Origin of the sequence: Wohlfahrtiimonas chitiniclastica DSM 18708 (assembly GCF_000375345.1) — a bacterium.
Classification (GTDB): Bacteria; Pseudomonadota; Gammaproteobacteria; order Cardiobacteriales; family Wohlfahrtiimonadaceae; genus Wohlfahrtiimonas; species Wohlfahrtiimonas chitiniclastica.
On sequence record NZ_AQXD01000001.1, the window covers coordinates 82,946 to 96,349 of the forward strand.

10 protein-coding genes and 1 tRNA gene are annotated in these 13,404 nt (G+C 44.4%); 8 read left to right on the forward strand and 3 right to left on the reverse strand.

Annotated elements, in window-relative coordinates; all coding sequences use genetic code 11:
• A complete protein-coding gene (locus B143_RS0100405) occupies positions 1-1,971 on the forward strand; it encodes an ATP-dependent helicase (protein ID WP_018121724.1) in 1,971 nt (656 codons plus the stop codon).
• Here B143_RS0100405 and dnaA read toward each other — a convergent pair whose 3' ends face one another.
• The 3 genes from dnaA to B143_RS0100420 form a co-directional block, all read right to left on the reverse strand.
• Positions 1,972-3,336 (reverse strand): chromosomal replication initiator protein DnaA, encoded by a 1,365-nt coding sequence (dnaA, locus tag B143_RS0100410; RefSeq protein ID WP_026165640.1) that lies wholly within the window; start codon positions 3,334-3,336, stop codon positions 1,972-1,974. It lies immediately after the preceding gene.
• An 82-nt stretch (positions 3,337-3,418) separates the two neighbouring features.
• Positions 3,419-3,817 (reverse strand): type IV pilin protein, encoded by a 399-nt coding sequence (locus B143_RS0100415; protein ID WP_018121726.1) that lies wholly within the window; start codon positions 3,815-3,817, stop codon positions 3,419-3,421.
• Positions 3,818-3,859: 42 nt separating this feature from the next.
• The gene (locus tag B143_RS0100420) at positions 3,860-4,639 is read right to left on the reverse strand and encodes an ABC transporter ATP-binding protein (RefSeq protein WP_008316495.1); all 780 of its coding nucleotides are present in this window, start codon (positions 4,637-4,639) and stop codon (positions 3,860-3,862) included.
• A 99-nt stretch (positions 4,640-4,738) separates the two neighbouring features.
• On the opposite strand from B143_RS0100420, the gene B143_RS0100425 reads away from it, so the two are divergent.
• The 7 genes from B143_RS0100425 to leuA all read left to right on the forward strand — a co-directional run bounded on the left by B143_RS0100425 (position 4,739) and on the right by leuA (position 13,320).
• Complete coding sequence (locus B143_RS0100425; protein WP_038195600.1) at positions 4,739-6,487, forward strand: autotransporter assembly complex protein TamA; 1,749 nt, start codon at positions 4,739-4,741, stop codon at positions 6,485-6,487.
• The gene (tilS, locus tag B143_RS0100430; RefSeq protein WP_018121728.1) at positions 6,484-7,776 is read left to right on the forward strand and encodes a tRNA lysidine(34) synthetase TilS; all 1,293 of its coding nucleotides are present in this window, start codon (positions 6,484-6,486) and stop codon (positions 7,774-7,776) included. The genes B143_RS0100425 and tilS overlap by 4 nt, the downstream gene beginning before the upstream one ends.
• Before the next feature lie 94 nt (positions 7,777-7,870).
• Positions 7,871-8,758 (forward strand): RNase adapter RapZ, encoded by an 888-nt coding sequence (rapZ, locus tag B143_RS0100435; protein ID WP_018121729.1) that lies wholly within the window; start codon positions 7,871-7,873, stop codon positions 8,756-8,758.
• A complete protein-coding gene (gene folD, locus B143_RS0100440; protein ID WP_018121730.1) occupies positions 8,755-9,636 on the forward strand; it encodes a bifunctional methylenetetrahydrofolate dehydrogenase/methenyltetrahydrofolate cyclohydrolase FolD in 882 nt (293 codons plus the stop codon). Before rapZ ends, folD begins: the two co-directional genes overlap by 4 nt.
• An 80-nt stretch (positions 9,637-9,716) precedes the next feature.
• Positions 9,717-9,799 (forward strand) — tRNA-Leu (locus B143_RS0100445).
• 64 nt (positions 9,800-9,863) lie between these two features.
• Positions 9,864-11,165 (forward strand): trigger factor, encoded by a 1,302-nt coding sequence (tig, locus tag B143_RS0100450; RefSeq protein WP_018121731.1) that lies wholly within the window; start codon positions 9,864-9,866, stop codon positions 11,163-11,165.
• Between the two features lie 472 nt (positions 11,166-11,637).
• The gene (leuA, locus tag B143_RS0100455; RefSeq protein ID WP_008316504.1) at positions 11,638-13,320 is read left to right on the forward strand and encodes a 2-isopropylmalate synthase; all 1,683 of its coding nucleotides are present in this window, start codon (positions 11,638-11,640) and stop codon (positions 13,318-13,320) included.
• The last annotated feature ends 84 nt before the right edge of the window (positions 13,321-13,404 follow it).

Consider the following 13,404-nt stretch of genomic DNA (forward strand, 5'->3'; position numbering starts at 1 on the left):
ATGCAGTTGAATCAACAGCAGTTAGAAGCGGTCCATTCCATTGATCGACCGCTTTTGGTGTTAGCAGGTGCAGGCTCTGGTAAAACGCGCGTCATCACTGAAAAGATCAAATATCTTGTGCGCGAGTGTCATTATCCTGCCCGCAGCATTTATGCCGTCACATTTACCAATAAAGCGGCCAAAGAGATGGCAGAGCGCATTAAAGGCACGCTCAAGCGTGAGGAGTCAAAAGGGCTTCGCGTCACGACCTTTCATCGCTTGGGTTTGCAGATTTTAAAAAAACATGGGCATTTATGTGGTTTAAAAGCAGGTTTTTCCATTTATGATCAGCGCGACAGTTTAGGATTATTGACCGATTACCTCAACGACAGCGATGAGGCAAAAATGATGCAAATGCAGATTTCTAACTGGAAAAATGATCATCAATCGGTGGAATCTGTGCAATCGCAGGTGGATGATGAGGCCATGGTGCATGCGGTGGATGTGTATCGTGAGTATCGTGATCAGCTCACCACTTATAATGCGGTGGATTTTGATGATTTGATTTTCCTGCCGCTCAATCTTTTGCAAACCCATGAAGAGGTGCGCCGTTATTGGCAACGGGAGATTCGTTATTTGTTGGTGGATGAATATCAAGACACGAACTTATGCCAGTATGAATTGGTGAAGCTGTTGGTGGGCAGTAAAAGTGGTTTGACGGTGGTGGGGGATGATGATCAATCCATTTATGCTTGGCGGGGCGCGCGACCTGAAAATCTCAATCAGCTGCACCATGATTTCCCAAATCTCAAGATGATTAAGCTTGAGCAAAATTACCGCTCAACGGGGCACATTCTCAATGCGGCGAACCATGTGATCCGTTTTAATCCCCATTTATATGAAAAGTCCTTATGGTCAAGTTTAGGGATGGGCGATGAGATCACCATTGATGAATTTAAGAGCGCCCAAGATGAGATTGATTATGTGGTGCTCTCCATTGAAGAACAGGCGGCGCTGACGGGCAATGATTACAGTCAGTTTGCCATTTTATATCGCGGCAATCATCAGGCAAAAGCATATGAAATGGCGCTCAATATGCGCAATATTCCGGTGCGCGTTGTGGGTGGTACGAGCTTTTTTCAGCAGCCAGAAATTAAGGATTTGATTTCATACTTAAAAGTGATGGTCAATCCGAACGATACGGCATCTTTGGTGCGCATTTTAAACATTCCTAAGCGTGAAATTGGTGCGGTCTCTTTGAAAAAGCTTTTGGAGTTTTCTAAAGTCAATCAATTGTCGCTCTATGAAGTGCTCAACCACTCACAACTTGGCAAAGTGATGGGCAAGGGCTTAGGCTTGCGCTGCGGCGATTTTTATCAGGTTTTAGAGCGCACTAAGAAAATGCTTGATCAAGGGCAAACGCGTGAAGCACTTGAACGCATGCTCGATGCCATTGAATATGATGATTATCTTCGGGATCAATCCACGTCGCCTAAATCTTTTGAGCGCAAACAGAGCAACATTCAGTATTTGATCAATTGGCTCGACCAATATGACATGCCCTTTGAGGAGATTTTATCGCACCTGACATTGGTCTCCATTTTAGACAATGACAGCGAGCAAAAAGAACACAATGCAGTGACGCTTATGACCCTTCACAGTGCCAAAGGGCTTGAATTTCCTTATGTGTATCTTGTGAGCATGGAAGAGGACATTTTGCCCCATAAAAACAGCATCGATAATGATACGGTGGAAGAGGAGCGGCGATTGTTTTATGTGGGCATTACGCGGGCGCGTCAGCGTTTATCATTAACGTATTGCCGTCAGCGTAAGCGTTATGGTGAATGGGAGCCGTGCACCCCAAGCCGATTTTTAGACGAATTGCCAGAAAAAAACATCATTTGGCGTCGCCCAGGTGATGAGTCACTTCAGGTGAAAAAGGAGCAATTGTCGGCGGTATTGGGGGATTTACAAGCGTTACTGCGAGGATGATTAATGTGTCAATGTGGCTCTGATGGTTTCAAAGTCGCGTTGCAATGCATAATCTTTTTTGAGTTCTGTTTCGACCTTACGGCAAGCATGCATGACCGTGGAATGGTCGCGTTCAAAGGCGCGGCCAATTTCAGGCAAGCTGTGTTGCGTCAATAAGCGCGCCACATACATGGCCAATTGCCTTGGCTTGGCGATGTTTGCCGCTCTAGATTTACCCATTAAATCCGCTGTTTTTAAGCCATAATAAGTGGTGACCACTTTTTGGATGTTCGTTAAAGTGATTTGGCGGCTTTGAATTTCCATCAGGCTGCCTAAAGCATCCTGGGCAATGCTGACGGAGAGCGGTGAGCCTTTAAAGTTTGCCAGAGCATTGACTTGTTTTAATGCGCCTTCTAATTCTCGCACGCTGGCTTTGACGGTTTGCGCAATAAAAAATGCCGTCTCTTGCGGCAAATTGAGCCCCCAGTTTTCTGCTTTTTGCAGCAAGATTGCAATCCGATGCTCTAATTCAGGCGGCTCAATGTTCACAATGAGCCCGGATGCAAAACGCGACTTTAAACGATCTTCCATCATTTCAAGCTCTTTAGGGTAACGGTCACAGGTTAATATCACCTGATGGCCACCATCAAGGAGCGTATTAAAGGTGTGGAAAAAAACCTCTTGAGATGTGTCTTTGCCCGCTAAAAGCTGAATGTCATCGATCAATAGCGCATCTAAGGTTTTATAAAAGTGGCGTAAGTCAGAATGGGTATTGTTGCGAAAGCTGCGCACAATGTCTTCAATGAAGCTATCGCAGTGCTGATAAATTAAGCGGGCATCCGGATATTTTTCACGGATGGAGTTACCAACGGCATGCATCAAATGCGTTTTGCCAAGCCCCGTACTGCCGTAAATGAACAATGGATTATGGGATGTGCCTGGATGCTGCGCCACTTGGGCACAAGCAGCTAAAGCAAATTGGTTGGATTTACCCTCAACAAAGTTATTGAAAGTGAAGTCATGATTAAGATTGCTTGTTTCAATGGCCGATTCTTTGATGAAATCTTTGATCACATCGCGTGAACGCCCGCCGCGTCCACCGCTTTTACGGCTTTTCTTTTCCACAACGGCAGGCGCTGAATATTCATCTTCAGTGCCCACACCATATTGAATCGTAATGTCACGGTCTAATTTGCTTGCAAAGATCTTCGTGATGATCTCTTCATAATTTTTTTTCACCCAACGAATGATCATGTCAGATGCTGCCAAAATAATGACCTTATCTTCTTTAATCAGAAATTTGAGCGGGGCAACCCACATAGCAAAGTCGTCTTCAGGGATATTGCCAGACAATTCCGAGAGACATTCTTCAATTATTACATCCATTTTAATTTTCTAGACCAATGACGGGGCGATATTGTAGCAAAGAAATCCATTTTCAGAAAATGGGGAGAGGTAAATTATGCGATTATTTTTGGCACTCTGAGGGCGTAATTTCACCGCTGCTTTTAAGCTCAATCGTTTTGCATGGATCCGTCGCTTTTAACCAATTGCCTTGCGCCGTTGCCGTTAAGGTGTATTGTTTGCCGGCATCATGATTGTAGGCAAGTTGATAGATGGTTGTGCTGCCATGCTTGACTGTATTGGCAATATTTGCATCAGCTAAGGTGATCTCATTATAAGTTTTGCGTTTTTCAAGACGTGTTTTTTCAATCTGGGATTGCGCCGCTGTCAATGCTGCAATGCCTTCGGCAATTTTTGTTTTGCGTTGGGCATTTTGATAACTTGGCACAGCAAACATGGCAATGATGCCAATGATGGCCACAACAATCATCAGTTCAATCAGGGTAAAACCTTTCTTATGCATTTGATCACCTTTTAATTATGAGTGTTGAGTGAGGAGACTCAGCTATTTTACATGATTAATGAATTGCTTAAAGCGTTCGGAGGTGGGATTGGTGAACATGACTTCAGGCTCGCCACTCTCTTCGATGATGCCTTGATGGAAAAAGAGGATTTGATCTGATACATTGCGTGCAAAGTCCATTTCATGCGTCACAATGATCATGGTCATGCCGTCAGCTGCGAGCTCTTGAATCACTTTTAAGACTTCTTGCACCAATTCAGGATCAAGGGCAGAGGTCGGTTCATCAAATAAGATCACTTCAGGATTCATGGCAAGGGTGCGTGCAATGGCAACGCGCTGCTGCTGACCGCCTGATAAACTGCTTGGGTAGACATCTTTTTTATCTAATAAGCCCACTTTGTCTAAGAGTTTTTCTGCGGTGGCAATCGCCTCTTTTTTCGGGATGCCAAGAACATGGACGGGCGCTTCAATCACATTTTCAAGCACCGTCATGTGCGCCCATAAGTTAAAGCTTTGGAACACCATGCCCACTTTGCTGCGATATTTTTGGAGTTGTTTTTGGTTTTTTGCCACCAATCCTTTAGGGCTTGCTTTTAATTCAAGCACTTCTTGATTGAGGGCAATGGTGCCAGCATTTGGGTTTTCTAATAAGTTCAAACAGCGCAAAAAAGTACTTTTGCCAGAGCCCGAAGAACCTAAAAGAGAGATGACTTCTCCCTTATACAAGGATAGAGAGATGCCCTTGAGAATTTCAAGTTCACCAAAGGACTTATGTAAGTTCTGTACCTCGAGCACGGGCGCAATGTTCTGTTGACTCATCATACCTAAAATCTGTAAATTAAAATAATGGGTGATTATAACAAATAAAATCTGTGACTTTGTTATAATTACCGCTCTTAATCATACAATGAACGAATTAGGATGAGAGTATACTTCCCGTGCATCGCCATTTTGTTGACGTTAGGTTTAGCGCATGCGGACAAATTGACTGTTCGCATCGAAGGCTTAGACGGGCACAAAACCGCCTTAACAAACGTGCAAAATGCTCTGAGCATTTATGAATATCAGAACCGAGAAGCGCCGCCTGCTTTACGCGTCGAGTGGCTGAACGAGCAAGCCCCCGCGGAGATTCAACAGGCTCTTGAACCTTATGGTTTTTATCGCCCAAAGATTAAAACAAACCTCACGAAAGAGGGCGATACATGGGTTGCAACTTATCAAATTAACCCTGAAGATCCCATTAAGATTAATGATCTGATCTTTGAGCTTGAAGGTGAGGGGCGCCGCAAAAAAATCTTTAAAACCATCATTCAAGAGAGCGACTTGCGTTTAGGTGCACCTTTAAATCAGGTGAGCTACGAGAAGATGAAAAGCACCCTTTATAACCGCGCTTTGTCGATGGGTTATTTTGAGGTGGATTTTCCGGTGCATCAAATCATTGTCAATTTAGACACTTATAAAAGTCTTGTGCATTTAGCGATGGATACAGGACGCCGTTATCACTTTGGGGAAGTGACGTTTCAGAGCGATTATTTTTCTGAAGACCTCTTGCGCCGTTATGTGATGATGAATGAAGAGACGGAATTTTCAGATACGCGTACTTTAGAGTTACAACAAGATCTAGATGCCTCTGACTATTTTGAAGAGGTGGTGATCACCCCAACGATTGACCATGCCAACCGCAGTGTGCCGTTAGACATTAAAGTGACACCGAAAAAGCGCCGCGTATTTAGCGTGGGTTTAGGTTACAGCACGGACATTGGTGCGAGAATTTCAGGGTTGGGCACTTGGCGTTATTTAAATCCGATGGGTCACAAAATGACAGTGGATTTACTCTTAGCCCAAAAGCAACGCCGCGCTGTCTGGGTGTATACTGTACCGGGTAAACGACCGGCCACCAGCTTTTATGATTTTTATGTGCGTTATGATTATGAAGACACCAAATACCGTGATTACACCGCTTTTGTCATTGGTGCATCGAGCACACACCAAAAAGATAATTTAAAACAAGTTTATGCATTAGATTACCGCAATGACCGCTTTAGAACGCCCGATGGTGTGCGTCGCCACACTAAAATGATCGTGCCAAGCGCCACCTTTACATGGCAAAACATTGAAAACCCTTGGTTCACTGCGTGGGTATTGAAAGGTTCTGTGATGGTGCGTGGGGCCGCAAAACAGATTGCTTCTGATGTGAACTTTATTCAAGTGAAGGCCGAAGGCACGGCGGTGATCCCGATTCCGGGCTTCCAGAATGATCGTATCATTTTACGTGGACAAATCGGGCATACCTTTGTACCGAGTGAAGACTTATACAACATGCCGCCAGCGCTACTGTTCCAAACCGGTGGTGATAACTCCGTGCGCGGTTATCGTTACAATGGCATCGGTGAAAAAGGTTACCGCAACAATGAGATTTATGGCGGTAAAAAATTGGTGGTGGCAAGTTTTGAATACGAACATCGCTTCACGAAAGAGTGGGCAGGCGTCACTTTTGTGGATGCTGGGGATGCGTTTAATGGCCCTAAACCGAATTGGAAAGTGGGCGCAGGTGTCGGTGCCCGTTGGTATTCACAAATTGGCGTGGTGAAGTTTGACATTGCCCACGGCTTTAACCGTGAATTTGGTGATACTGTGCGTTTTCACTTAAACATTGGGGCGGAGCTATGATCCCTGATTGGTACGAGGAAATTTTTCAAAAATATCATGCCACGCTTAATGAGTATGATCACCTCTACATCGGTTTAAGTGCGGGGATTGATTCAAACATGCTGCTCCATTGGCTCCACACTTACCGTGCGAATTTGCCACCAATTACGGCGATTCATGTCAATCATCAATGGCATGGGGAAGACTCCATCATTTGGGCGAACTTTGCCCGTGATAAAGCCAAACATTATGGCATAGATTTCATCAATTATGATGTGGTGATCGACATTGATCAAAAGGGTGCAGAAGCCTGTGGACGTGAAGCCCGTTACATCCAATTTGCCAAAACAATGGCAGCGCAGGGCGGTAAGGCTTTGTTGTTGGTGGCGCATCATCGCTCGGATCAAGCCGAAACAGTGATGTATCGCTTGCTTCGGGGTTCAGGCACTTTAGGTTTAGGCGGCATGCGTGCGATGACCACTTTGCACTTTGGTGATCATGCATTAGAAGTGTTGCGTCCTTTGTTAAGCATCTCAAAATCTACGCTCTATCAAACCGGTAAACGCCTTGGCATCGCATGGATGGAAGATTACACCAATCATGGTGTGGAAGAGGCGCGCAACCAAATCCGTAATGGTATTTTTCCAAAAGTGGCGGAGTTTTTCCCCCATTATGAACAGACCTTTGCAAGAAGTGCTGAGCTCATTCAAGAGAGCGACGCATTATTGTTAGAAATTGCCGAGATGGATGGTAAGCGTGCCATTGCCAATGGGCAATTAGACTTAACAGAAATGCGAACATTGTCGCGGCTGCGTCAAAAGAATTTGCTGCGCCATTGGCTCAATTTGCACCATGTGATTTTAGAAAAGCGTCAATTTGATGAGTGCTTTGCAATGTTTGTGGCGAAAAAGCCCACTTCCGAAAGCTGCTTTGCCATGCATGATTGGTGCATCCGTGCTTTTGAGCACACGTTATACTTTTTAAAACCTAAACCTGTGGTGAACCATCGCGTGGCATGGGTGAAAAGTGATCATGCGCCCCCATTATCTTTTTGGCGTGGGCTTGATTTAATGCTCGTAAACCGCGAAAATGGCGGTTCATTTCATCCTATGTGGCGAGATCGATCCCAAACTGTGAAAAAACTTCTGCAAGAAATCGCGTTAGAGCCATGGCTTCGCCATGACATACAGCTCCTAAAAGACCGCGCAACCGGCGAGGTGATTTGGATCGAGCATTTAGGGCTAAGTCAGCGTTATCAAGCGCTGTGCGAGCCCTCAGGCATATTGCCAACCATCATCCGAGAGCACTGATATCCATGATCATTCAAATGAGCAAACAGTGTGGAAAATTCGGAGTTCAATGCGCGCGTCGCAAAATTCATTGTTCATTTTTGAGTGAGGCTATATGCAAATCGTAATCATCAGTGGTTTGTCGGGCGCAGGAAAATCCATTGCCCTTGAAACGTTTGAGGATGAAGGCTTTTTCTGTGTGGATAATTTACCGCTGAGTTTTGTGCTCTCCTTTGTGGAAAAATTTGCCGAAGAGGACGATCAGAGAAACTTAGCCATTGTGGTCGATGCCCGCGGCTTTCCAGAAGATTTAGAACGCACCGATGAAGTCTTTCGTGCGCTGCGCCATTTACCACAAAAGACAGACTTTGTTTTTTTAGATGCCACAAATGAGGCGATTTTACAGCGTTATCGTGACACGCGCCGCCGCCATCCCTTTTATAAAACCCATCGCTCATTGTTAGATACCATTGAATATGAGCGCTCCCTCCTTCAGCCGTTGTTAGAATATACAGATTTACACATCGACACATCAAGCCTGAGTGTGCATGATCTGCGTGCAGTGTTGAAAAAACATCTGTTAGCTGAGCATGAGCGCCGTCAACTCTTCATACAAATCGAGTCTTTTGGCTTTAAAAATGGCGTACCACTGAATTCTGATTTTGTGTTTGATGCCAGATGCTTAACGAATCCTCATTGGGAGCCTTCGCTTCGCCCACAAACCGGGCGCGATTCAGCGGTGATTGATTATCTCAATGACCGAGATGATGTGCAGGCCTACTTAAAAGATCTCGAGCAATTTTTTGATGCATGGCTGCCAAAATTTGAGCAGGGCACGCGTGCTTATTTAACAATCGCCATTGGTTGCACCGGTGGTCAGCATCGATCCGTTTACTTGGTGGAGCAATTGGCACGTAATGTGGCCAAGCGCTATCCGTTAATCGTGAAACACCGTGAATTACACATTACACATTCTTGTCAGACACAGTTGGAGGAACAATGATTATTGATGGTAAATTATTTGCTCAAGGCTTGCGTGCAAAATTGACTGAGCAAATTGCAGAACTCAAAGCAACGCATGGCTTAGTCCCAGGATTAACGGTGATTTTAGTGGGTGAAGATCCTGCAAGCCAAGTGTATGTGCGCAATAAACAGAAATTTGCCGAAGAGTGCGGCATGAACTCTGTGACGTTGAAAAAAGATGCGAGCACAACGCAAGCAGAATTATTGGATTTGATCGCGACGCTCAATGCCGATCCTGCTGTGCATGGTATTTTGGTGCAATTGCCCTTGCCAAAACACATTCATGAGCAAACGGTGTTACAAGCGATTTTACCCGCAAAAGATGTGGATGGCTTCCATCCTGTCAATGTGGGGCGTTTATCGATTGGCGAGCCTTCTTTGGTGCCATGCACGCCATTAGGATCATTGTTATTGCTGAAAGATAAATTGGGTGATTTAACCGGTAAAAAAGCGGTGATTGTTGGGCGCTCAAACATTGTGGGTAAACCGATGTTTCAGTTGTTATTGAGAGAAAACTGTACTGTTACGGTGGCGCACTCTAGAACGAAAAATTTACCAGAAGTGTGCAAAGAGGCGGACATCATTGTTGCGGCGGTCGGTCAGCCTTTATTGATCAAAGGTGAATGGGTTAAAGAGGGTGCAACTGTGATTGATGTGGGCATTAACCGCATTGAAGTGGATGGCAAAAATAAATTGGTGGGCGATGTGGATTTTGATTCCGCCGCACCAAAAGCTGAGTTCATCACACCTGTGCCAGGTGGCGTCGGTCCAATGACGATTGCCTGTTTGCTTCGCAATACGTTATCCGCAGCTTGCATGCAAAATGAGATCGAAGATCCGAACCGTTTGATGAAATGATCAAATATTGACCAATTTTTGATCACGTAAACGGCGTGTATTGACAAGAAATGAGAAGCGCGTATAATTCTCTTCTCATTGCGAGAGTGGCGAAATTGGTAGACGCACTGGATTTAGGTTCCAGCGGGCAACCGTGAGAGTTCGAGTCTCTCCTCTCGCACCAGGTGACAAAGGTGCGTATATACGCACCTTTTTTTATTTCTACATTAAAATTAGGTGCTTAAATTATGTCAGCAGTTGAAGTATTAGAAGGTTTAAAACGTCGCGTACAAATCGCATTAGATGCAGCTGAAGTTTCCTTAGAAAAAGATAAGCGTTTAAAAGCATTGTCTAAGCGCATCCGCTTAGATGGTTTCCGTCCTGGTAAAGTGCCAGTTAAAGTTGTTGATAACATGCACGGCGCTGAAATTGAAAATGAAATCATCAACGAAAAAATCAACGAAACATTCAGAGATGCCATCAAAGATGCAGAGTTTAAGCCTGCAGGTTACCCTGTGATTGTCCCTTCTGAAGTTGAAGGTGAATTGAAATTTGCAGTTGAATTTGAAGTGATGCCAGAAATCACATTGAACGATTTAGCACAATTAGAAATCGCTAAGCCAACTGCTGAAGTAACAGACGCTGATTTAGAAGAAATGATCACAACATTGCGTAAGCAACAAGCGACTTGGAATGATGAAGATCGCGCTGCTGCCAATGGCGACAAAATTATGATCGACTTCGTTGGCCGTGCAAATGGCGTAGAATTTGAAGGCGGTAAAGGCACAGATGTGCCTTTAGTGTTGGGTTCAAACTCTATGATCCCTGGCTTTGAAGATGAATTGATGGGCGTAAAAGCGGGCGAAACTCGCACAATCAACGTAACATTCCCAGAAAACTATCCTGCTGAAAACTTAAAAGGTCAAGCGGCTGAATTTGATGTGACTGTACATAAAGTACAATCCCCACAATTGCCTGAATTGAACGATGAGTTTGCAAAAACTTTCGGCATCGAAGAAGGCGGCATCGCTAAATTGCGTGAAGAGTTATCTAAAAACATGGTGCGTGAACTCAATAACGTGCTTCACAACCAATTGAAAACAAACGTGATGACTGCATTGTCTGAAGCGAATCCTTTTGACATCCCTGAAGCATTGGTGATGGCTGAGATTCAAGCGATGGCAAAACAATCTAATTTCCCAGAGCCAAAAGATCAAGAGCAAGCTGAACAGTTCATGAAAATTGCACAACAAGCATTTGGCACAGAAGCTGAAAAACGTGCACGTTTAGGCTTGATCTTAGCGGAATTAGTGAAAGCGCAAGATTTGAAATTAGATGAAAAATATGTTGAAGCGCGTTTAGACAACTTAGCGGCAACTTATGAAGATCCTGAAGAAGTGAAAGCACACTTCAAGAAAGATGACAAAACCATGCAACAAGTGCGTAACATCGCATTAGAAGATCAAGTGATCGAAACTGTATTGGCAAAAGCAAAAGTGGTTGAAACTGCCACAACTTTCCAAGAAGTGATGAACCCTAAGAAAGCATAATGCTTAATTAGCTCGAAAAAGCCTGACATTGTCAGGCTTTTTTATTGCCTGATGATGGGTAAGGGCGATAAATGGGTGAATGATTCTAGTTTATCTCATTGAAATATATATTTTTCTATAAAGATTGGCAGAAAAATGGATGAATTGCTTGACGAATGGCTCAAATCCTTTTATGTTAATTTCTATGAAAACGAATCCTGTGAATTTATCTCTCCTACGACTTATTCTGCTGTAATCGCAACGATTGCAGCCTTTGACGTTGGCCACGTATATGGCCAGAGTTTGAATCAGTAACGAGAAGAGATGATTGATGTTCATAGCGAGTTTTAAAATCCAAAATGACAGTACCCATGCAAAAAACCACCGTTGGTTTGCGTGGCGTTATGCTGTGCGACTTAGAAAAAACATAACAATTCAAAACCATTCATTCATTCATTCATTCATCATTACACCGTAGGAAAAAGGATACATTATGATTGCGCAACCTTCTGCTAAATACCCCGCTTTTGCCCCCATTCGTTTGAAAGATCGCACCTGGCCTGACAAAGTGATCGACAAAGCCCCCCGCTGGTTATCATCGGATTTACGCGATGGCAACCAAGCTTTGATTGAGCCAATGAACATCGAACAAAAATTACGCATGTTTGATTTGTTGATCGAATGTGGCTTTAAAGAGATTGAAGTGGCATTCCCATCAGCGTCTGACACAGAATTTACCTTTGTGCGCCGTTTGATTGAAGAAAATCGCATCCCTGAAGATGTCACCATTCAAGTATTGACGCAATCGCGTGAGGATTTGATTGTGCGCACATTTGAGGCATTAAAGGGCTGTAAGCAAGCGATTGTGCATGTTTATAATGCAACCTCCCCAACGTTTCGCCGCGTTGTCTTTAATAAAACGAAAGAAGAGGTCATTGCGTTAGCGGAATATGGCGTCTCATTATTGGTTAAAGAGGCGGCAAAATACCCAGAAACTGATTGGACATTTGAATATTCCCCTGAAATTTTCTCAGACACAGAAGTGGATTTTGCGGTAGAAGTGTGTGAAGCCGTGATGAAAATTGCCAATCCAACCCCTGAAAAACCCATCATTTTTAACTTGCCTGCAACAGTAGAAGTGGCAACGCCGAATGTGTACGCCGATCAAATCGAGTATTTTTGCCGCAACATCAGCCGCCGTGACAGCGTGATTGTGAGCATTCATACGCACAATGATAGAGGTTGCGCGGTTGCAGCCACTGAATTGGCATTGATGGCAGGCGGCGATCGCGTGGAAGGCTGTTTATTTGGCCATGGTGAGCGCACAGGGAATGTTGACATCATCACCGTTGCCTTGAATATGTATACGCAAGGCGTGGATCCTGAGTTGAATTTCTCGCAAATCAATAAAGTGGTGCGTGAGGTTGAGCATTGTACGGCGATTAAAGTGCATCCGCGTCATCCGTATGCGGGCGAATTGGTGTTTACGGCGTTTTCAGGCTCGCACCAAGATGCGATTCGTAAGGGTTTATCGGATATGAAAAATCAGCCAGATCAAATGTGGAAAATTCCTTATTTACCCGTTGATCCCCATGATTTAGGTCGCTCCTATGAAGCGGTGATCCGTGTGAACAGTCAGTCGGGCAAGGGCGGCATTGCGTACTTATTGGAAGAAGATCATGGCATTAATATGCCGCGTCGTTTACAAATTGAGTTCAGTCGAACCGTGCAAGCGGAAGCGGATGCGAAAGGCATCGAGGTCACCTCGCCGATGATCTTTGATTTATTTAACCGTGAATATTTAACGAAAGGCAATGTAGTGATTGGTCAGCCCATCAGCATTGTGGAAGATGAAAATGGTAATACAGAGATCAGTGCTGTGATCACAACTGCCACGCAGCAATATCATGCCAAAGGTCATGGCAATGGACCGATTGCCGCTTTAGTCAATGCATTAAATGAAACCCTTAAGATTGATGTGGATGTGGTGAGTTATCATGAACACGCCCGCAGCCAAGGTTCAAAAGCAGAGGCGGTGGCATTTGTGGAAATGCAAGTGGAATCACGCACCTTATTTGGGGTGGCGATTCATGCAAATACTGCGCGTGCATCCATTGATGCGGTGATCTCTGCATTGAACCGCGCCATTGCAAAAGGCTGGGTTGAAGTAAAATAATCCTAGATTCTTATTCGATAGCTGATAAAATAGCGAAGTCCACCATGCGGGTGGGCTTTGTTATATGGGTTGTATTCGGTGGTT

What these genes read in the sequence shown, in the direction of transcription:
- leuA (WP_008316504.1), top strand. Translation starts at nt 11,638, where the DNA reads ATGATTGCGCAACCTTCTGCTAAATACCCCGCTTTTGCCCCCATTCGT.
- B143_RS0100415 (WP_018121726.1), bottom strand. Translation starts at nt 3,817, where the DNA reads ATGCATAAGAAAGGTTTTACCCTGATTGAACTGATGATTGTTGTGGCC.
- B143_RS0100405 (WP_018121724.1), top strand. Translation starts at nt 1, where the DNA reads ATGCAGTTGAATCAACAGCAGTTAGAAGCGGTCCATTCCATTGATCGA.
- rapZ (WP_018121729.1), top strand. Translation starts at nt 7,871, where the DNA reads ATGCAAATCGTAATCATCAGTGGTTTGTCGGGCGCAGGAAAATCCATT.
- dnaA (WP_026165640.1), bottom strand. Translation starts at nt 3,336, where the DNA reads ATGGATGTAATAATTGAAGAATGTCTCTCGGAATTGTCTGGCAATATC.
- folD (WP_018121730.1), top strand. Translation starts at nt 8,755, where the DNA reads ATGATTATTGATGGTAAATTATTTGCTCAAGGCTTGCGTGCAAAATTG.
- B143_RS0100425 (WP_038195600.1), top strand. Translation starts at nt 4,739, where the DNA reads ATGAGAGTATACTTCCCGTGCATCGCCATTTTGTTGACGTTAGGTTTA.
- tilS (WP_018121728.1), top strand. Translation starts at nt 6,484, where the DNA reads ATGATCCCTGATTGGTACGAGGAAATTTTTCAAAAATATCATGCCACG.
- B143_RS0100420 (WP_008316495.1), bottom strand. Translation starts at nt 4,639, where the DNA reads ATGATGAGTCAACAGAACATTGCGCCCGTGCTCGAGGTACAGAACTTA.
- tig (WP_018121731.1), top strand. Translation starts at nt 9,864, where the DNA reads ATGTCAGCAGTTGAAGTATTAGAAGGTTTAAAACGTCGCGTACAAATC.